The organism is Kitasatospora sp. NPDC058032 (assembly GCF_042885845.1).
GTDB lineage: Bacteria > Actinomycetota > Actinomycetes > Streptomycetales > Streptomycetaceae > Kitasatospora.
In genome coordinates this window covers 318,540-340,879 of sequence record NZ_JBHVRK010000006.1, presented here as the reverse complement: position 1 = coordinate 340,879, position 22,340 = coordinate 318,540, and the positions used below count along the sequence as shown (strand labels likewise).

Here is a 22,340-nt window from a genome sequence, read left to right as displayed (position 1 = left end):
GGGTCGGGCTTCTCCTTCTGCGACTGTCGGTCAGTCACGTTCTGCGGCTGCCGGTCAGTCACGTTCGCCGTCCAGGGCCATCCGGACGAGTTCGTCGACGGCCATGCCGTGGATGTCGGCGGCGGGAGCCGGTGTCTGCGGTCGGTCGGCGAGGTCCAGGAGCGCGTCGAGGAGACCGGCCCGACGCAGTGCGGCGGGCGGGATCGCGGCGAGCAGGGAGCTGATCTCGTGGTCCTCGCGGTCCACCCGGCGCGGCGCCCCGGCGGCCTTCCCGGTGGCGGCGGGGCCGCCCGGCCCGTCGGGTACCAGGCGCCGGGAGAGGTAGGCGGCGACGGCGGCCGGGGTGGGGTGGTCGAAGACCAGGGTCGCGGGCAGCCGGCGGCCGGTGGCGGCGCTGAGCCGGTTGCGGAGTTCAACGGAGGTGAGCGAGTCGAAGCCGAGGTCCTTGAACGCCTGGTCCGGGTCGACGGCCGCGGCTCCGCCGTGGCCGAGGACGTCGGCGCTCCGGCTCCGTACCAGGTCGAGCAGGGTGGCCACGCGTTCCTCCGGGGTGAGGGCGGTCAGCCGGCGGCGCAGCGAGTCCGCTTCGGCGGCGTCCGCCCCGGAGGCGGGGCGGCGTGCGGTGCCGGGGACCAGGGCGGAGAGCAGGGCCGGGACGGGTGCGGTCCGGGCCGCCGTCCGGAGCCGGCCGAGGTCGATCTTGACCGGGACGAGCAGCGGTTCGTCCAGGGTGAGCGCCGCGTCGAACAGTGCCAGACCTTCTTCGCTGCCGATGGCCGCCGTGCCTCCCCGGGACATCCGCCGCAGGTCAGCGGCGGTGAGCGTGCCGGTCATGGTGCTGCGGCGCGCCCACAGGCCCCAGGCGAGTGACTGGGCGGGCAGCTTCAGGGCCCGGCGGTGCTGGGCGAGCGCGTCGAGGAAGGCGTTGGCGGCCGCGTAGTTGCCCTGCCCGGCGTTGCCGACCGTGGCGGAGGCGGAGGAGAACAGGACGAAGGCCGACAGCGGCAGATCACGGGTGAGGGCGTGCAGGTTGAGGGCCGCGTCGACCTTCGGCCGCAGTACGTGGCGCATCCGTCCGGGGGTCAGCGACTCGACCGTCCCGTCATCCAGGACGCCGGCCGCGTGGACGACCGCGCTCAGCGGACGGCCGGCGGGGATGCCGGCGAGCAGGGCGGCGAGCGCGTCCCGGTCGGCGACGTCACAGGCCTCCACGTCCACCCGGGCGCCGAGTCCGCGCAGTTCGGCCGCGAGGTCGGCCAGGCCCGGGGCGTCCATGCCGCGCCGGCCGACGAGGAGCAGGTTCCGTACGCCGTGCGTGGTCACGAGGTGCTGTGCCACCAGGCCGCCGAGCGCGCCGCCGGCCCCGGTGACGAGGACGGTTCCCCCGGTCACGGCGATACCGGACGGTGTGTCCGGGGCCGGGTCCGGGAGCGCGTCCGTGCCCGGGTTCGGGTCCGTGGCGAGGGTGGCCCTGGTGAGGCGGGCGGCGAGGAGTTGTCCGGCGCGTATCGCCAGTTGGGGTTCCGTTCCGGCCAGTGCCCGGGGCAGCAGGCCGGTCACGGCGTCCGGGTCGTCGGTGTCGATCAGCAGGAAGCGGTCCGGGTGCTCGGACTGGGCGGAGCGGACGAGGCCGCGGACCGCGCCGCCGGTGAGGTCGGTGACCTCCTCGCCGGCTGCCGTGGAGACCGCGCCCCGGGTGACGAGGACGAGCCGGGTGCCGTCGTCCCACCGCGGGTCGGCCAGCCAGTCCTGGACGAGCCGCAGGGCGTCGTCCAGTGCGGTGTGCACGGATGCGGCCTCGGGCGGGGACGGGAGGTCCGGGGCGCGGTCGCACCAGGCCAGCACCGCTGCGGGCGACGGTGCTCCCCCGTCCAGCGCGGCACCGAGCGCGGCCAGGTCCGGATGGCCGTCCGGGAAGAGCTCGTGGCCCCCGAGGACAGCGACGTGCCCGAGGGGCTCGGTAGGTGCGGTGGCGGGCGCTGCCGACCACTGCACCCGGTAGAGGGATTCCGGGCCGCCGCCCGGGCGGAGGGCGTCGAGGTCGATCGGACGGACGGCGAGCGCCTCGACCGACGCGACCGGGAGGCCGTTCGGGTCGGTCGCGTCGATCGACACCGACCCGTCCGGCCGGAAGCCGAGCCGCACCCTGAGCGCGGTGGCACCGGAGGCGTGCAGCCTGACCCCGCCCCAGGAGAACGGCAGTCCGGCGGACGGTCGGTCGGGGTCCGGTTCGGTTTCCGGCCGAGCGCGCAGGAACAGCCCCTGGAGGGCGGCGTCCAGGAGGGCGGGGTGCACGCCGAAGGCGGAGGCGGACCGGTGCTGGTCCTCGGGCAGGCGTACCTCGGTGAAGATCTCCTCGCCCCGGCGCCAGGCGGTGGTGAGCCCGCGGAAGGCGGGGCCGTAGCCGTAACCGGAGGTGTGGAACCGCTCGTACAGGTCGTCGACGGGGATCGGGACGGCGCCGGGCGGGGGCCAGGAGCCGGCGTCGTCCGGTCCGGGTGCGGGCGACGGCTCGTGGGTCGTGGCGTCGGCGGTGAGTGCGCCGGTCGCGTGCGCGGTCCAGGTCGGGGTCGCCGCGTCCTCGCGGCAGGAGAACACGTCCAGGGAGCGGCTGCCGTGCGCGTCCGCCGCGCCGACCCGCACCTGCAGGCGAACGGCGGTGTCGGCGGGTATCAACAGCGGTGACTGGAGCGTCAGTTCCTCCACCGTGCGGCATCCGGCCTCGTCCGCGGCGCGTACCGCGAGCTCCGCGAAGGCCGCGCCGGGCAGCAGGACCGTACCGGCCACGGCGTGGTCGGCGAGCCAGGGGTGGGTACGCAGCGACAGCCTTCCGCTGAGCAGCAGTTCACCCGTGTCGGCCAGCTCGACGGCCGCTCCGAGGACGGGGTGGTCGGTCGGGTCGAGCCCGGCCGAGCCCACATCGGCCGCCGCGGTGGACGCCGGCTCGGGCCAGTAGCGGGTGCGCTGGAAGGCGTACGTCGGCAGCTCGACGCGCCGCGCCTGCGGGAACGCACCCGACCAGTCCACCCCCAACCCCCGCTCCCACGCACGACCCACCGCACGCAACACCTGTTCCAGGCCGCCCTCCCCACGGCGCAACGTCCCCAGCACCGCGGCATCCGCACCGGCGGCCTCCACCGACTCCCCCACCGCGACCGACAGCACCGCATGCGCGCTCGGCTCCACGAAGAACCGGAAACCCTCCCCCAACAGAGCTTCCGTGGCCCGCCCGAACTCCACCGTCTCCCGCAGGTTCCGGTACCAGTACCCGGCGTCCAACGCCTTCGTGTCCAACCAGCCACCCGTCACCGTCGAGAAGAACGGCACCGAAGCGGAGAGAGGGGTGATGCCCTCCAGGTCGGACAGCAGGCACTCGCGGATCTCCTCCACGTGCGAGGAGTGCGACGCGTAGTCCACCTCGATCAGACGCGCCCGCACACCCTCCGCGACCAGTTCTTCCACCAGGGCCGTGACCGCCTCCGCGTCACCCGACACCACCGTCGACGACGGACCGTTCACCGCCGCCACCGACAACCCAGCCGCCCACGGGGCGATCCGCTCCCGCACCGCATCCACCGGCAGAGGCAGCGAGGCCATCCCACCACGACCCGCCAGCACCTTGATCGCGCGGGAACGCAACGCCACCACCCGCGCCCCGTCCTCCAGACTCAGACCACCCGCCACACAAGCAGCAGCGATCTCACCCTGCGAATGACCCACCACCGCGTCCGGAACAACACCGAACGAACGCCACACCTCCGCCAACGACACCATCACCGCCCACAACACCGGCTGCACCACATCCACCCGCGCCAGCAGCACCTCCGAACCCAACGCCTCCGTCAACGACCAGTCGACATAAGGCGCCAGAGCCCGACCGCACTCCGCCATCCGCCCCGCGAACACCTCCGACCCGGACAGCAACCCCGCAGCCATCCCCACCCACTGCGAACCCTGACCCGGGAACACCAGCACCACACGACCGTCGACCGGGCGGCCGCCGTCCCACGCTCCCGAGTCGTCGTCGGCCATCTGCCCCAGCAGGGCGCGGAGTTGCTCCTGGTCCCCGATCAGTGCCTTCCGGTACTCGAAAGCGGTGCGCGCGTGCAGGGCGGACCCGACGTCGCGCGGGTCGGGTCCGGGGCCGCCGTCGAGGTGGCGGCGTAGACGGTCGGCCTGGAAGCGCAGTGCCCGCGGGCTCTTCGCCGACAGCAGCCAGGGCACCGCCGGCAGGGGGGTGCGCTCGGCCGGCGGGCCGTCGTCCTCCAGGGGGGTGTGTTCGAGGATGGTGTGGACGTTGGTGCCGCTCAGGCCGAAGGAGGACACCCCGGCCCGGAAGGGGCGACCGTGGGACGGCCAGGACTGCTGCTCGGTCGCGAGGGCCAGCGCTCCGCGCGTCCAGTCGACGTGGCCGGAGGGCCTGCCGACGTGCAGGGTGCGGGGCACCTGCCCGTGGTGCATGGACAGCACCGTCTTGATGACCCCGGCCACACCCGATGCCGCCTGGGCGTGGCCGAGGTTGGACTTGAGGGAGCCGACCAGCAGGGGCCGTTCGGCGGGCCGGTCCTGGCCGTAGGTGGCCAGCAGGGCCTGGGCTTCGATGGGGTCGCCGAGGGTGGTGCCGGTGCCGTGCGCCTCCACCACGTCCACCTCGGACGCCGTCAGGCCCGCGTCCGCCAGCGCCGCACGGATCACCCGCTGCTGCGACGGGCCGTTGGGGGCGGAGAGTCCGTTGCTGGCGCCGTCCTGGTTGACGGCGGAGCCGCGCACCACCGCCAGTACCGGATGCCCGTTGCGGCGAGCGTCCGACAGCCGCTCCAGCAGCAGGACGCCGACGCCCTCGCCCATGCCCATGCCGTCCGCGTCGTCCGAGAAGGCCTTGCAGCGGCCGTCCTCGGCGAGTCCCCGCTGACGGGAGAAGCTGATCAGGGCGCCGGGGGTCGCCATCACGGCGACGCCGCCGACCAGGGCGAGGGAGCAGTCACCGCCGCGCAGCGCCCGGCCTGCAAGGTGCATGGCGACGAGTGAGGAGGAGCAGGCCGTGTCGATGGTCACCGCGGGGCCTTCGAGGCCCAGGGTGTAGGCGACCCGGCCGGATACGACGCTGGGTGCGCTGCCGGTGAGCAGGTGGCCGTCTCCTTCCTCCGACCGGGCGACGACGGCCGCGTAGTCGGCGTAGTTGACGCCGGTGAACACTCCGGTGCGGCTGCCGCGCAGGGCGGCCGGGTCGATGGCGGCGCGTTCGATCGCCTCCCAGGTGGTTTCCAGGAGCAGCCGCTGCTGGGGGTCCATGGCCAGGGCTTCGCGCGGCGAGATGCCGAAGAACTCGGCGTCGAAGTCGGCGGCGTCGTGGAGGAAGCCGCCCCGCCGGGTGGTCGAGGTGCCGGGGCGGTCGGGGTCGGGGTCGTAGAGGGCTTCGATGTCCCAGCCGCGGTCGGTGGGGAGGTCCGAGACGGCGTCGCCACCGTCGGCGAGCAGGCGCCACAGGTCTTCGGGGGTGCCGATGCCGCCGGGGAAGCGGCAGGCCATGGACACGATCGCGATCGGCTCGTCGTCGGGCGCGGGCGGGTGCGCGGCAGCGTCCGAGTCGGAGGGGCGCGGCTCGGTGGCCTGCCGGCCGAGCAGTTCGGCGCGGATCTCCCGGGCGAGCGCGGTGGACGACGGGTGGTCGAAGATCAGGGTGGACGGCAGCCGCAGTCCGGTGGCGGTGTTGAGCCGGTTGCGGAGTTCGACCGCGGTGAGGGAGGCGAAGCCCAGGTCCTGGAAGGCCATGCCGGGCCGGATCGCGTCCACCGTGGGATGGCCGAGGACGGCCGCCGCGTGGGTGCGGACCAGATCGAGCAGCAGGCGGTGCTGTTCGGATTCGCCGAGGGCGGCGAGCCGTTGGCGCAGCAGTGCGGCGGCGGGTGCCACCGTGTCGCCGGTCGCGACCTCCAGCGCACGGCGGGCCTCGGGGACGCCGGTGAGCAGCGGGCTGGGGCGGGTGGAGGTGAAGACGGCGGCGAACCGCTCCCAGTCGACGTCGGCGACGGCGAGTACGGTCTCGTCGTCGTCCAGTGCCTGTTGCAGGGCGTGGACCGCGAGGTCGGGGGCGATCCGGGGCAGGCCGTGCTGCTCCAGTTTGAACAGGTCGGCGTCCGCTCCGGCGACGCGGTCCTGCCAGGGGTTCTCGGCCTGCCAGATGCCCCAGTCGACGGTGGTGGCGGTGAGGCCGCGGGCCCGGCGGTGCTGGGCCAGGGCGTCGAGGTAGGCGTTGGCCGCGGCGTACGCGCCGTGGTCGCCGCTGCCCCAGACTCCGGCGATCGAGGCGAACAGGACGAAGGCGTCGAGTTCGCGGTCGAGCAGGGCGTCGAGGTGTTCGGCGCCGGCGGCCTTGGCGGCGACGATCTGTTCGAACGCGGACATCGGTGTGCCGTCCAGGGGGGCGAGCGCGACGAAGGCGGCCGCGTGGACGACCGCGGTGACCGGGTCACCCGCCGCCTCCAGGCCGGTGAGCAGCTCCGCTACGGCCTGACGGTCCGCCAGGTCGCAGACGGGCAGGGTCAGTCGTACGCCGAGGGCGGCCAGTTCCGCGGCGAGTTCGGCCGCGCCGGGTGTCTGGGGGCCGCGGCGGCCGGGCAGGACGAGGTGGGTGGCACCGCCGCGGGCCAGCCAGCGGGCGAGGTGCGGACCGACGGCACCGGTGCCGCCGGTCAGCAGGACGGTGCCGCGGGGCTTCCAGTGCTTCGTACGGCCGTCGTTGCGGGGGGCGCGCCGGAGGCGGCGGGCCAGGAGGCCGGTGGGGCGCAGGGCGAGCTGGTCCTCGCGGCCGACGCCGGCCGTGCCGGTGCCGGGGCCGCCGCCGGTGGCCGTCAGTACAGCGGCGAGCCGGGCCCTGGCGCGGGTGTCGAGGTCCGGCGGCAGGTCGATGAGTCCGCCCCAACGGGCGGACAGTTCCAGCGCGGCCACCAGACCGGTGCCCCAGACCAGTGCCTGGCGGGGGTGGGTGACCGGGTCGTCCGGGCCCGTGGACACCGCCCCGGCGGTGGCGCACCAGAGGGGTGCCGTGACGGCGAGGTCGCCCAGGGCCTGCACCAGGGCGACGGTGAGTGCCGTCCCGGTGGGCAGGGCCGGGTGGTCGGGGTGGGGCTGGTCGGCGGCGGCCAGCAGCGACAGCACGCCCGTCGGGACACGGTCGCCGAGGGCGGTGGCGAGCGTGCCGGCGAGGTCCGTGCGGCGGACGGCGTCGGCCGTGAGTTCGGCCGTGACGACGGTGGCGCCGGCTTCGGTGAGGGCGAGCAGCGGGCCGCGTACCCGTGCGTCGTCGTCGTGTCCGGCGGGCAGGACGACGAGCCAGGTGCCGGCGGCGGGGGTGGCGGCCGGCGGGTCGGGCAGGGGCTGCCAGCCGACGCGGTAGCGCCAGGAGTCGATGACGCTCTCGTCGCGCCGCTGTTTGCGCCAGCCGCGCAGGGCCGGCAGGACGGGGGCGAGGGCGTCCTCGTCGACGGCGAGGTGGGCGGCGATCTCGGCCGGGGCGTCGTGGTCGACCATGTGCCAGAAGGCCGTGTCGTGCGGGTCGGCGGCGGCCGGTCCGGTGTCCGGCACCGCCTCCGGCTCCAGCCAGTAGCGCCGCAGCTGGAAGGGGTATCCGGGCAGGGCGGTCGGGCGGGCACCGGTGCCGGCGTACACCACGGACCAGTCGACGGCCGCGCCCGCCACCCACAGTTCGGCGGCCGAGCGCAGGGCCCGGCGCAGTCCGCCCTCGTCGCGGCGCAGGGTGCCGACGACCACGGGCGGCTCCGCGGCGCCGGTGGCCTCGGCGGTGTCCTGGAGGGCCATGGTCAGCACCGGGTGCGGCGACACCTCGACGAAGACCTCGTGGCCCTGCTCGACCAGGGAGCGTACGGCCGCCTCGAAGCGGACGGTCCCGCGGAGGTTGCGGTACCAGTAGTCGGCGTCCATGGCCGTGGTGTCGAGCCGGTCGCCGGTGACGGTCGAGAACAGCGGGACCCGGGCCGGGAGCGGGCGTACGCCGGCCAGCGCCGCCAGCACCTCGGACCTGATCCGTTCGACCTGGGCCGAGTGCGAGGCGTAGTCCACGGGTACGGGCCGGGCCCGGACACCCTGGGCGTCGCAGTGGGCGAGCAGTTCGGCCAGGGCCCGGGTCTCCCCCGAGACCACCACGGCGGCGGGGCCGTTGACGGCCGCCACCGACAGCATCCCGGCCCAGGGGGCGATCTCGGCGCGGACCCGGTCCTCGGGCAGGGACACCGCGACCATGCCGCCGAGTCCGGCCAGCGCCCGGATGGCCCGGCTGCGCAGCGCGACGACCTTCGCCCCGTCCTCCAGGCTCAGCGCTCCCGCGACCACGGCGGCGGCGATCTCTCCCTGGCTGTGCCCGACGACGGCATCGGGCCGGACGCCCCAGGACTCCCAGTGCGCGGCCAGTGACACCATCACCGCCCACAACACCGGCTGCACCACGTCCACCCGTTCCAGGGAGGGTGCCCCGGGCGCGCCCTCCAGGACGGCGGGGAGCCGCCAGTCGACGTGGGCGGAGAGGGCGGCGTCGCAGGCGACGAGGCGGTCCCGGAAGACGGGGCTGGTGGCGAGCAGGTCCCGTGCCATGCCGGCCCACTGGGAGCCCTGGCCCGGGAACACCAGTGCCGTCCGGCCCTCGACGACCCGGCCGGTGCCCACGACGACGTCGGCGGGCGCGGCCTGGTCGGTGGGGAGGTCCGTGCCCGGTCCGGACAGGGCGGCGAGCCCGCCCAGCAGTGCGGGGTGCCCGTCGCCGATCACGACGGCCCGGTGTTCGAAGGCGGACCGGGTGGTCGCCAGCGAGAACCCGATGTCGGCCGGCCGTGCGGGCGCGTCCGTGGCGAGCCGGGCGCGCAGCCGGGCCGCCTGGTCCCCGAGCGCGGACGCGGTGCGGCCGGACAGCACCCAGGGCAGCACGGCCCCGGGCGCGCCCGGCCCGGCCACGGTGTCCGGCCCGTCGGTCACCGCTTCCGGTCCGTCGGCCGGTTCCGGCTCCGGTGCCTGTTCGAGGACGACGTGCGCATTGGTGCCGCTCATGCCGAACGAGGACACCCCGGCCCGGCGCGGCCGGTCGACGGCGGGCCAGTCGCGGGCCTCGGTGAGGAGTTCGACGGCGCCCGAGGACCACTCGGCGTGCGGGGTGGGCGCGTCCACGTGCAGGGTGCGCGGCAGGACACCGTGCCGCAGCGCGAGGACCGTCTTGATGACCCCGGCGACCCCGGCGGCGGCCTGGGTGTGCCCGATGTTCGACTTCAGCGACCCCAGCCACAGCGGACGCCCGGCGGGCCGGTCCTGACCGTACGTGGCCAGCAGCGCGTCGGCCTCGATCGGGTCGCCGAGGGTGGTGCCCGTGCCGTGCGCCTCCACCATGTCCACCTCGGACGCCGTCAGCCCCGCGTCCGCGAGCGCCGCCCGGATCACCCGCTGCTGGGAGGGGCCGTTGGGGGCGGTCAGGCCGTTGCTGGCGCCGTCCTGGTTGATCGCCGACCCGCGCAGCACGGCCAGCACCGTACGGCCGTTGCGGCGCGCGTCCGACAGCCGCTCCAGCAGCAGCATCCCCACGCCCTCGCCCCAGCCGGTGCCGTCCGCGGCCGCCGCGAACGGCTTGCAGCGGCCGTCGGGGGACATCGCACCCTGCCGGCTGAACTCGACGAACACCGCCGGCAGCGCCATCACGCTGACCCCGCCGGCGAGGGCGAGCGAGCACTCACCGGCCCGCAGGGCCCGCGCCGCGAGGTGCAGCGCCACCAGCGAGGCCGAACACGCGGTGTCCACGGTGACGGCGGGACCCTCGAGACCGAGCGCGTAGGACACCCGCCCGGACATCACGCTCATCGAGTTCCCCGTCATCAGGAACCCCTGGACGGCTTCGGCGGCGCCGGAGCCCAGCGTCGCGTACCCCTGGTCGATGGCCGCGGCGTACACCCCGGTACGGCTGCCCCGCAGGGTGAGCGGGTCGATGCCGGCCTGCTCGACGGCCTCCCAGGACGCCATCAGCAGAAGCCGCTGCTGCGGGTCCATCGCGACCGCCTCACGGGGCGAGATGCCGAAGAACCCCGGGTCGAAGTCCGCCGCGCCGTCCAGGAACGCCCCCTGCCCGGGGACCGTGCCGCCGGACGGCCAGGCGGTCTCCCAGCCCCGGTCGCCGGGGGCGGGCGCGATGGTGTCGCGGCCTTCGACGAGCAGTTCCCACAGGTCCTCCGGGGTGCCGACACCGCCGGGGAAGCGGCAGCTCATCGACACGATCGCGATCGGCTCGCTCGTGCGCGCCTCGGCCTCCCGGAGCCGCTGCCGGGTGTCCCGCAGGTCGATGGTCACCCGGTTGAGGTAGTCGCGCATCCTCTGGTCGCTCACTGGACACCGCTGCTTTCGTCTCGGGCTGCTCGGGTCTCGTCTCGGGCTGCGCGGGGTGCGCGGACGGCGCGGACCGGTGGCCTGGTCATGCGGATCCCAACTGCCGGTCGATGTAGTCGAACACCTCGTCGTCGCTGGCCGCCTCGATCAGCTCGGGGGCGAGGTCGTCCACGTCGCCCGTGGGGCGGACGGTGGTGGCCGGTGTCCCGCCGGGCAGCGGGCGGGACAGCACTTCCCGTATCCGGGCCGCGAGTTCGTCGCTGACGCCGTCCGGCGGCAGGGCGTCGAGCAGGGTCTCCAGGGTGTCGAGCCCGGCCCGGACCGCCTCGTCGCCCGTCGGGCGGGCGGCGGCGGCCCGCTCGGCGAGGTGGCGTGCCAGTGCCTCCGGGGTGGGGTGGTCGAACACGAGCGCGGCCGGCAGCCGCAGCCCGGTCGAGGACGCCAGCCGGTTGCGCAGTTCGACCCCGGTGAGGGAGTCGAAGCCGACGTCCTTGAACGGGCGGGCCGGGCGGATCAGGTTCGGCGAACTGTGGCCGAGCACCGCCGCGGCGTTGCCGCGCACCAGGTCGAGCAGGGTCCGGTACAGCTCGGCCGCGGGCAACTCGGCGAGCTGCCGCGCCATCGAGCGGGCCGGTGCCGCGGCGGAGGCGGCGCCGGTACGGGCGGGGCGGACCAGGCCGCGGAGCACGGCGGGCAGCCGGTCGTCCGCCCGCAGCACGGACGGGGCGATCCTGGCCGCGAGCCGGTAGGCGTACGGGGAGTCCAGTGCCGCGTCGAACAGGGCGAGGCCCTCCGCCGAGGTCAGCGCGCCCGCCCCGGCGCCCCGGCCCGCGGTGACCGCGGCGGTCATCCCGCTGCGCTCCTCCCACAGGCCCCAGCCGATGGACAGTCCGGGCAGCCCCTCGGCCCGGCGTTCGGCGGCGAGGGCGTCGAGGACCGCGTTGGCGGCGGCGTAGTTCGCCTGCCCGGCCGCGCCGAACTGGGCGGCGCCCGAGGAGAACAGGACCAGCGCCGCGAGGTCGAGGTCGCGGGTGAGTTCGTGCAGGGCCAGCGCCGCGTCCGCCTTGGGCCGCAGGACGCGGTCGAGCCGGTCCGGCGTCAGCCCGGCGATCGTGGCGTCGTCCAGGACACCGGCCGCGTGGACGACGGCGGTCAGCGGGTGCGCGGCGGGCACCGACCCGAGCAGGGCGGCGAGCGCGGCGCGGTCGGTGACGTCGCAGGCTGCCACGGTCACCGACGCCCCGAGCCCGGTCAGTTCCCGTACCAGCTCCGGCATGCCGTCGGCGGATCCGCCCCGACGGCCCGCCAGCAGCAGGTGCCGGGTGCCGTGCGCGACGACCAGGTGCCGGGCCAGGAGCCGTCCCAGGGTGCCGGTGGCCCCGGTGACCAGGACGGTCCCTTCGGGGTCCGGCGGAGCGGGCAGCAGCAGGACGTTCTTGCCGACGCCCCGGGCCTGGCCGAGCGAGCGCAGGGCGGCCGGGGCCTGCCGGACGTCCCAGCCGGTGACGGGCAGGGGACGCAGCACTCCCTGCTCGAACAGGCCCAGGACGTCGGCGAGCATCTCGCCGATGCGCTCCGCACCGGCCTCCATCAGGTCGAACGCCCGGTAGCGCACCCCGGGGTGCTGCCGGGCGACCGTCCCGGGGTCGCGGACGTCGGTCTTGCCCAGCTCCACGAACCGGCCGCCGTTCGGCAGCAGCCGCAGACCGGCGTCGACGAACTCCCGTGCCAGGCTGTCGAGTACGACGTCGACGCCGCGCCCGCCGGTGGCCGTCAGGAACTTCTCGGCGAAGTCGGTGGTACGGCTCGAGGCGATGTGCGCGGCGTCCAGTCCGCCGGCCCGGAGGACGTCCCACTTGGCGGGGGAGGCGGTCGCGAACACCCGCGCACCGGCGTGCCGGGCGAGCTGCACCGCCGCCATGCCGACACCGCCGGCCGCGGCGTGGACCAGGACCGATTCCCCGCGCCGCAGTCCGCCGAGATCGAACAGACCGTAGTAGGCGGTGAGGAACACCACCGGCACGGATGCGGCGCGGGCGAAGGACCAGCCCGCCGGTATCCGGGCGACGGTGCGGCGGTCGGCGACGGCGGTCGGGCCGAACGCGCCCCTGAAGATCCCCATCACCCGGTCCCCGGGCACCAGGTCGTCCACACCCGGGCCCACCTCGACGACGGTTCCGGCGCCCTCGCTGCCCAGGCCCTGCTGTTCGGGGTCGGGGTCCAGGCCGAGCGCGGCGATGACGTCGTGGAAGTTCAGCCCGGCGGCGCGCACCGCGATCCGCACCTCACCCTTGCCCAGCGGGGCGAGGGCCGCGGGAGCGGGCTCCGCCGCGATGTCCTCCGGGGAGCCCCGGCCGTCGGTGGTGAGCCGCCAGGCGGCGCCCTCCGGCAGGGACAGCGTGCCGTCCGGCCGGCCGCCGCGGACCAGCCGCGGCAGCAGCGGCGGGCCGGTCCGCAGCGCCAGCTCGGGTTCCCCGGCGGCGAGCGCCGTGGGCAGGGCGTCCGCCGGCCCGCCGGTCCCGGCCGCGTCGATGAGGACGAAGCGCCCGGGGTGCTCGGCCCGCGCGCTGCGCACCAGGCCCCACAGGGCGGCCTGGGCGGGATCGACGGGACGGTCGACCGGCCCGGTACGGACCGCGTCCCTGGTGAGCAGGACCAGCCTGGCCTCGGCGAACCGCTCGTCGGCCAGCCACTGCTGGACGAGGGCGAGGCCCTGGTGCGCGGTGGCGCGGACCCGGTCGGCGGGGTCGGGCAGGTCGGCGGTGGCGATGGCCGCCACGATCACCTCGGGGAGGGCGGCGCCCGCTCCGAGGGCGGCCCCCAGGGCGTCCAGGTCCGGCCACGACACCGCGCCGGGGACGGCACCGCCGAGGGCGGCCCAGGTGGGCACGGCGCTGTCGGCCGGCTCGGCGGCCGGGGTCCAGTCGAGGCGGTACAGCAGGTCGGCGTGGGCGGTCGCGGAGAGCGGCCCGCCCGCGGCCGGAGGCCGCAGCAGCAGGGACTCCACGCCGAGCACCTGCCGGCCGGACAGATCGTGGGCGTGCAGGGTGACGGTGTCCGGCGCGTCGGTCGCGAGCCGCACGCGCAGCGTGGTGGCCCCGGTGATCCCGCTGGTCACACCGTTCCAGCTGAAGGGCAGCCGGGCCCGGCCGTCCTGGTCGGGCAGCAGGGCGGCGATCTGGAGGGCCGCGTCCAGCAGCGCGGGGTGCAGCACGCAGCCGACGGCGTCGGCGTGCTGCGGCTCCGGCAGCACCACCTCGGCGAACACCTCGCCGCCGCGGAGCCACGCGGCACGGATGCCGCGGAAGGCGGGGCCGTAGTGGTAGCCGGCCTCGGCGAAGCGCTCGTAGAGGTCGCCGGTGTCCACGGGTTCGGCACCGGAGGGCGGCCAGTTCAGCAGACCGGACGCGGCTCCGGCCGGGTCCCCGGCGGGCCGGGATGCCAGGGTGCCGGTGGCGTGCTCGGTCCAGGGCGCGTCGGCGTCCAGTGCCGTCCGGGCGAACACGCTGAGCCCGCGCCGGCCGTCGGCGTCGGGCGCGGCGACCCGGAGCTGCAGGTGGACGGCTCCCTCGTCCGGGAGCACGAGCGCCGATCCGAGGGTGAGTTCCTCGACCACCGGGCAGTCCGCCTCGGCCCCGGCGCGCAGCGCGAGTTCGAGAAAGGCCGTGCCGGGGAGGAGGACGACGCCCGACACCGCGTGGTCGGCGAGCCAGGGGTGGGTGCTCAGCGAGATCCGGCCGCTGAGCAGCAGTTCGTCGGCGTCCGCGACCTGCACCGCCGCACCGAGCAACGGGTGCCCGGTCGTGGCGAGCCCCGCCGAGGCGACGTCCCGGCTCGTGGTCGGAACGTCGAGCCAGTAGCGGCTGCGCTGGAAGGCGTACGTCGGCAGCTCGACGCGCCGCGCCCCCGGGAACGCACCCGACCAGTCCACCCCCAGCCCCCTCTCCCACGCACGGCCCACCGCACGCAGCACCTGGTCCACGCCGCCCTCCCCGCGGCGCAAGGTCCCCAGCACCGCGGCATCCGCACCCGCGGCCTCCACCGACTCCCCCACCGCCACGCCCAGCACCGCATGCGGGCTGGACTCGACGAAGAACCGGAAACCCTCCCCCAACAGCGCCTCCGTGGCCTGCCCGAACTCCACGGTCTGCCGGAGGTTGCGGTACCAGTACCCGGCGTCCAGGACCTTCGTGTCCAGCCAACCGCCCGTCACCGTCGAGAAGAACGGCACGGAACCGGAAACAGGCACGATGCCGGCCAGGTCGGCGAGCAGCTGCTCGCGGATCTCCTCGACGTGCGCGGAGTGCGAGGCGTAGTCCACCTCGATCAGACGCGCCCGCACCCCTTCGCCGACCAGGGCGTCGACCAGCTCCGCCACCGCGTCCGCGTCGCCCGACACCACCGTCGACGACGGACCGTTGACCGCGGCCACCGACAGCAGGCCCGCCGAGGAGGCGATCCGCTCCCGCACCTCCTCCACCGGCAACGGCAGCGACGCCATCCCGCCACGACCCGCCAGCACCTTGATCGCGCGGGAACGCAACGCCACCACCCGCGCACCGTCCTCCAGACTCAGACCACCCGCCACACAAGCGGCCGCGATCTCACCCTGGGAGTGGCCGACCACGGCGTCCGGAACCACGCCGAACGAACGCCACACCTCCGCCAGCGACACCATCACCGCCCACAGCACCGGCTGCACCACATCGACCCGCGCGAGCAGGACCTCCGAACCAAGCGCCGCCGTCAACGACCAGTCCACGTAAGGCTCCAGAGCGCGTTCGCACTCCGCCATCCGCCCCGCGAACACCTCCGACCCGGCCAACAGCTCCGCAGCCATCCCCACCCACTGCGAACCCTGACCCGGGAACACCAGCACCGAACGACCGGAAACCAACCCGCCGCCGGACACCGCAGCACCCTGCGACAGCGCGGTCAGATGCTCGGCGAGGTCCTCCTCCGTACCCACCAGCACCGCGCGGTGTCCCAGCGCGCTGCGGCCCGTGGCCAGGGAGAAGGCCACGTCCGCGGCGCGGACGCCCGACCCGTCTCCGATCCGTGCCGACAGCGCCGCGGCCTGGGCGCGCAGCGCCTCCGGAGTGCGTGCCGAGAGGAGCAAGGGGACGGCGGCGGGTGCGGTCTCCGGTGTCCCGGACCCGTCAGCGAGCGTGGCCGCGGAAGCTGTCGGGTCGTCCGGGGCCTGTTCGAGGATGACGTGGGCATTGGTGCCGCTGACGCCGAAGGAGGACACACCCGCCCGGCGCGGGCGGCCCGTGTCGTCCCACGCACGGGCCTCCGTCAGCAGTCGGCCGGCCCCCGCCGACCAGTCCACCTCGGGCGTCGGACCGTCCACGTGCAACGTCTTCGGCATCACACCGTGCCGCAGGGCGAGCACCGACTTGATGACCCCCGCCACACCGGCGGCAGCCGAGGCGTGTCCGATGTTGGACTTCAGCGAACCGATCCACACCGGACGGTCCACCGGACGGTCCTGCCCGTACGTCGCCAGCAGCGCCTGCGCCTCGATCGGGTCGCCCAACCGCGTCCCCGTACCGTGCGCCTCCACCACATCCACCTCGGACACCGACAACCCCGCGTCCGCCAGCGCCGCACGGATCACCCGCTGCTGCGACGGACCGTTCGGCGCCGTCAGACCATTGCTCGCACCGTCCTGGTTCACCGCCGAACCACGGATCACCGCCAGCACCGGATGCCCGTTGCGCCGCGCGTCCGACAACCGCTCCACCAGCACCATGCCCGTGCCTTCGCCGAAGGCGGTCCCGTCGGCCGCCGCGGCGAAGGACTTGCAGCGGCCGTCCGGGGCGAGTCCGCCCTGTCGGCTGAACTCGACGAACAGTTCGGGGCTGCACATCACGTTGACGCCGCCGGCCAGGGCCAGCGAGCACTCGCCGGACCGCAGCGCCCGTACCGCGAGGTGCAAGGCGACCAGGGAGGACGAGCAGGCCGTGTCCACGGTGACCGCGGGGCCCTCCAGGCCGAAGAAGTAGGCCAGGCGTCCGGAGACGATGCTTCCCGAGTTGCCGGTGCCGAGGAACCCTTCGACGTCCTCGGGGATGTGGGGCAGCAGCCGGGCGGCGTAGTCCTGCTGCATCAGGCCGACGTACGTGCCGACCGGGGCGCCGCGCAGGGTGGACGGGTCGATGGCCGCGCGCTCGAAGAGTTCCCAGGTGGTCTCCAGGAGCAGCCGCTGCTGCGGGTCCATGGCCAGGGCCTCGCGCGGCGAGATGCCGAAGAACTCCGCGTCGAACTCGGCCGCGTCGTGCAGGAAGCCGCCGTTGCGGGTGATGGAGGTGCCGATGCTGTCGGGATCGGGGTCGTAGAGCGTCTCCGGGCTCCAGCCCCGGTCGGTGGGGAACCCGGAGATGCCGTCGCGGCCCTCGGCCAGCATCCGCCACAGGTCCTCGGGCGAGCGGACACCGCCGGGGAGGCGGCAGGCCGCGGAGACGATCGCGATCCGGTCGTCGTCCGCGTCCCGGTTCCGGTCGGCCGGCCCCGCGGGTACGGCGGCCGTGGCGGCTCCGGTGTCCGTGAGTCCGGCGCCCAGGAAGTCCGCGAGCGCCGCCGGGTTCGGGTGGTCGAACACCAGGCTGGCGGGAAGCCGCAGGCCGGTGGCGGCGGTCAGGCGGTTGCGCAGTTCCACCGAGGCCAGTGAGTCGAATCCCAGTTCGCGGAAGGCCCGTCCGGGGTCGAGGGTGTCCGGGGAGGCGTGGCCGAGGACTGCTGCCGCGTGGGTGCGGACGAGTTCGACGAGCAGCCGGGTCCGTCCGGTGCCGTCGAGGGCCGCGAGGCGAAGGCGCAGGGCGTTGTCGTCGGCCGTCGCCTCCGCGGCCGTGGCCGCCCGGCGCGGCGGTGTGCGCACCAGGCCGCGCAGCAGCGGCGGCAGGGTGCCGTCCGCCGCCGCGGACCGCAGGGCCACGGTGTCGAGGCGCATCGGGACCAGGACGGCCCGGTCCACGGTGAGGGCGGTGTCGAAGAGCGCGAGTCCTCGCTCGGTGGAGAGCGGCGGCATCCCGGACCGGGCGAGGCGTCGTACGTCGTCCTCGTCCAGGTGTCCGGTGAGGGCGCTGGGCTGCTCCCACAGGGTCCAGGCCAGGGACTGGCCGGCCAGCCCCGCCGCCCGGCGCCGGGCGGCCAAGGCGTCGAGGAAGGCGTTGGCGGCGGCGTAGTTGGCCTGTCCGGGGCCGCCGAAGGTGCCCGCGGCCGAGGAGAAGAGCACGAAGTGCGTGAGGTCGAGGTCGCGGGTCAGTTCGTGCAGGTGGAGGGCGGCGTCGACCTTGGGCCGCAGCACGGCGTCCACCCGTTCGGGGGTGAGTGCGGTGACGACGCCGTCGTCGAGGGTGCCCGCGGTGTGGACCACGGCGGTCAGCGGGTGCGCGGGCGGCAGGTCCGCGAGTACGGCGGCCAGGGCCACCCGGTCGGCGGCGTCGCAGGCGACGATGGCGGTCTCGGCTCCCAGCCCGGCGAGTTCGGCCCGCAGTTCTTCGGCTCCGGCGGCGGCCGGGCCGCTGCGGGAGAGCAGGAGCAGGTGCCGGACGCCGTGCCCGGTGACCAGGCGGCGGGCGACGTGGGAGCCGAGCAGGCCGGTGCCGCCGGTGATGAGGACCGTGCCGTCCGGCTCGAAGGCCCGGAGGGGCCCCGCCGCGTCGTCCGAGAGGTCCGGGTCGTTCCTGAGGACCCGGACCAGCCGGGGTACGCGCACCTCGTCGCCGCGGACCGCGGACTGCGGTTCTCCCGAGGCGAGGGCCGCGGCGACGCCCGCGGAGGTGCCGTGCTCGTCGTCGGCGTCGAGGTCGAGCAGGGCGAAGCGCCCGGGGTGTTCGGACCGGGCCGAGCGGACCAGGCCCCAGAGCGCGCTGTGCGCGGGGTTGCGTACGTCCTCCCCCTCCCCGGTGCCGACCGCGCCCCGGGTGGCGAACACCAGGCGCGAGCCGGCGAAGCGGTCGTCGGCGAGCCAGGTCCGGACGTCGGTGAGGGCCTGGTGGACGGCCGCGCGGACCGCCGCGGCCGGGCCGGCCGCGTCCGCGGGCTCCGCGCAGTCGAGCAGGACCGTTTCGGGCACCGGGGCTCCGGCGTCGACGGCGGCCAGCAGCGTGGCCAGGTCCGCCGTGCGGTGGACGGGTGCGCCGCCGCCGCGCGGGGGTGCGGTGACCCACTCCGTCGTGTAGAGGTCCTGGTGGCGGCGGCCGTGGGGGGCGCGGTCGGCGCCGAGGCCGACGGTGCCCGCGGGCCGCAGGACCAGCGCGTCCACGGTCGCCACGGGGGCGCCGGTCGCGTCGGCGACGGCGAGCGTCACCGCGTCGGGTCCGGCCGGGGCGAGCCGGACGCGGATCGCGTCGGCGCCGGTGGCGTGCAGGGTCACGCCGTTCCAGGAGAACGGCAGCCGTCCCTCGGGGTGGGCGTCCGCGCCGGGGGTGCCGGGCACGCCGGTGGCGTGCAGGGCCGCGTCCAGCAGGGCCGGGTGCAGGCCGAAGCGGGCGGCGTCGGGTGCGGGCGCGGCGGGCACGACGGCCTCCGCGAACAGTTCGTCGCCGCGCCGCCAGGCCGCCCGCAGCCCCTGGAAGGCGGGACCGTAGGCGAATCCGCCCGCCGCGAAGCGGTCGTACAGTCCGTCGAGGGCGAGGGGTTCGGCCCCGGGCGGCGGCCAGGGCATCGGCCCGTCGGCCTCGGCGCCTTCCGCGCCGTCCTGGGCCAGGACGCCTTCGGCGTGCCTGGTCCACTCGTCGTCGGGGTCGCCGTCGGCGGGTGTGTCCGGCCGGGAGTGCAGGCTGAGCGGGCGGTGGCCCAGGCCGTCGGGGGCGCCCACGGTGAGGCGCAGCACGATGCCGCCGTGTTCGGGCATCACCAGGGGGGCCTCCAGGGTGAACTCCTCGACCCGGGGGCAGCCGACGCGGGCTCCGGCCTGGAGCGCGAGTTCCAGGAAGGCGGTGCCCGGGAGCAGTGCCCGGCCGCCGACGGCGTGATCCGCGAGCCACGGGTGGGTGCGGGCCGACAGGCGGCCGGTGAGGAGCAGGCCCTCGTTGTCGGCGAGGACCACGACGGCGCCCAGCAGCGGATGGTCCGCGGGGGTCAGTCCGGCGGAGGTGACGTCGGCGACGGGCGCGGCGCCGTCCTCCAGCCAGTACGGGGCGCGCTGGAAGGCGTAGGTGGGCAGTTCCACCCGTCCGGGGCGGCGGCCGGCGAAGACGGCGTCCCAGTCCGGGGAGACTCCGCGCAGGTGGAGTTCGGCCAGCGACTCGGTGAACCGGCGCGGGCCGCCGTCGTCGCGGCGCAGGGTGCCCACGGCGGTGGCGTCGGCGCCCGCGTCCTCGGCGGTCTCCAGGACGCCGACGGTGAGGACGGGGTGCGGGCTGCTTTCCAGGAGGACGTGGTAGCCGTCGGCGAGCAGGGCGCGGGTCGCCTGTTCGAAGCGGACGGTCCCGCGGAGGTTGCGGTACCAGTAGTCGGCGTCCAGGGCGGTGGTGTCCTCCAGCAGGCCGCCGCTGAGGGTGGAGTAGAAGGGGACGGCGGACGGGCTGGGGGTCAGTCCGTCGAGCCGGGCGAGCAGTTCGGTGCGGATGTCCTCGACGTGGGCGCTGTGCGAGGCGTAGTCGACGGGGATGCGCCGGCTGCGGATGTCCAGGGCCGTCGTCCGGTCGAGGAACGCGTCGAGCGCGTCGGTGTCTCCGGAGACCACGGTGGAGGCGGGTCCGTTGACGGCGGCGACGGAGAGCCGGCCGTCCCAGGGGGCGAGGTGTTCGGCGACCTGTTCGGCGGGCAGGGCCACCGAGGCCATGCCGCCGCGGCCGGACAGGGCGCGGATCGCCCGGCTGCGCAGGGCGACGACCCGTGCGGCGTCGTCCAGGGAGAGGGCGCCGGCGACGCACGCCGCCGCGATCTCGCCCTGGGAGTGGCCGACGACGGCGCCGGGGGTGATGCCGTGGGAGCGCCACAGTTCGGCCAGGGAGACCATGACGGCCCACAGCGCCGGCTGCACCACGTCGACGCGTTCGGCCGGCGGGGTGCCCGGGACGCCGCGCAGGACGGCTTCCAGGGACCAGTCGACGAAGGGGGCCAGGGCGCGCTCGCAGTCCGCGATGCGGGCGGCGAAGGCGGGGGCGGAGTCGAGGAGTTCGACGGCCATGCCGACCCATTGGGTTCCCTGTCCGGGGAACACCAGGGCGACTTCGCCGCCGGTTCCGGCGGTGCCGAGGACCAGGCCTGGGGCTGTGCGGCCGGCCGCCAGGGCGTCGAGGCCGGCCCGGAACTCGTCGGGGTGGGTGCCGATCAGGACCGCCCGGTGCTCGTGCGCGGCGCGGGTCGTCGCGAGGGCGTGGCCGACTTCGGCCGGGCCGGGTCCGGGGTGGGCGTCGAGGTGGTCGCGGAGCCGTGCGGCCTGGGCGCGCAGCGCTTCGGCGGTGCGTCCGGAGAGCACCCAGGGGAGGACGGGCGGCGGTGTGCCGTCGGGGTCCGTGGTGTGCCGGGCGGGTCCCTGGCGGGCGGGGGCGTCGGCGTCCTCGGGGGTGGCCCGGTCCACGAGGCCCCCGGGTTCGTCCGCCTGTTCCAGGACGACGTGTCCGTTGGTGCCGCTGACGCCGAAGGAGGACACCGCGGCCCGGCGCGGCCGTCCGGTCTCGGGCCAGGGGGTGTTCGCGGTGACCAGGCGTACCGCGCCCGCGGTCCAGTCGATCTGCGGGGACGGGTCCTGCGCGTGCAGGGTGGGCGGGACGGTGCCGTGCCGCATGGCGAGGACGGTCTTGATGACGCCGCCGACGCCGGCCGCCGCCTGGGTGTGCCCGATGTTGGACTTCAGCGAGCCGAGCAGCAGCGGCTGCCCGTCCGCGCGGTCCTGCCCGTAGGTGGCCAGCAGGGCCTGGGCCTCGATCGGGTCGCCCAACGGGGTGCCGGTGCCGTGCGCCTCGACCACGTCCACGTCGGCGGGGGTGAGTCCGGCGTTGGCCAGGGCGTGGCGGATGACGCGCTGCTGGGCGGGGCCGTTGGGGGCGGTGAGCCTGCTGCTGGCGCCGTCCTGGTTGACGGCGGTGCCGCGGATCAGGGCGAGGACCGGGTGGCCGTTGCGCCGGGCGTCGGAGAGGCGCTCCAGCAGGAGCATGCCGACGCCCTCGCCCCAGCCGGTGCCGTCGGCGGCGGCGGCGAAGGACTTGCAGCGGCCGTCCCGGGCCAGGCCGCCCTGGCGGCTCATCTCCACGAACGGGACGGGTGTCGACATGACCATCGCGCCCCCGGCCAGGGCCAGGGTGCAGTCGCCGCCCCGCAGGGCCTGGGCGGCGAGGTGGATGGCGACCAGCGAGGAGGAGCAGGCGGTGTCGATGCTGACCGCCGGGCCCTCCAGGCCGAAGGTGTAGGCGACGCGGCCCGAGGCGACGCTGTCGGAGCTGCCGCTGCCGACGTAGCCGGCCACGTCGTCGGGGACCTGGCGCAGCCGTACCGCGTAGTCCTGGTACATCACTCCGGCGAAGACGCCGGTCCTGCTGCCCCGCAGGGTCGCGGGGTCGATACCGGCCCGTTCGAACGCCTCCCAGGTGGTCTCCAGGAGGAGCCGCTGCTGCGGGTCCATCGCGAGCGCTTCGCGCGGGGAGATCCCGAAGAATCCGGGGTCGAAGTGCCCGACGTCGTCGAGGAAGCCGCCCAGGGCGGTGTGGCTGGTGCCCTCGCGCAGCTGTTCCGGGTCGTCCAGGTGGTCCAGGTCCCAGCCCCGGTCGCGGGGGAAGCCGGTGATGGCGTCGGTGCCGTCGGTGACCAGGCGCCACAGGTCCTCGGGGGACCGTACGCCGCCGGGGTAGCGGCAGCTCATCGCGACGACCGCGATCGGTTCGCGGCCCGCTTCCTCGGCCTCGGTCAGGCGCCGGCGGGTGTGGTGCAGGTCCGCCGTCACGCGCTTGAGGTAGTCCCTCAGCTTGTCGTCGTTCACCATCGGGAGCCGCCGTCCTGGTTCGCGTGTCGGGTCG

2 protein-coding genes are annotated in these 22,340 nt (G+C 75.6%); both read right to left on the bottom strand.

The features are described 5' to 3' along the window. Positions 1 to 54 precede the first annotated feature (54 nt). The gene (locus ACFVUH_RS13380) at positions 55 to 10,359 is read right to left on the bottom strand and encodes a type I polyketide synthase (protein ID WP_387913186.1); all 10,305 of its coding nucleotides are present in this window, start codon (positions 10,357 to 10,359) and stop codon (positions 55 to 57) included. A gap of 100 nt (positions 10,360 to 10,459) precedes the next feature. Next, positions 10,460 to 22,306 carry an SDR family NAD(P)-dependent oxidoreductase gene (locus tag ACFVUH_RS13375; protein ID WP_387913104.1) on the bottom strand — a complete coding sequence of 3,949 codons (11,847 nt, stop codon included), beginning with the start codon at positions 22,304 to 22,306 and terminating at the stop codon, positions 10,460 to 10,462. Positions 22,307 to 22,340 lie beyond the last annotated feature (34 nt).

Bases quoted from the DNA above. Each gene is read 5' to 3' on its own strand.
- ACFVUH_RS13375 (WP_387913104.1), bottom strand. From the start codon at position 22,306: ATGGTGAACGACGACAAGCTGAGGGACTACCTCAAGCGCGTGACGGCG.
- ACFVUH_RS13380 (WP_387913186.1), bottom strand. From the start codon at position 10,359: ATGCGCGACTACCTCAACCGGGTGACCATCGACCTGCGGGACACCCGG.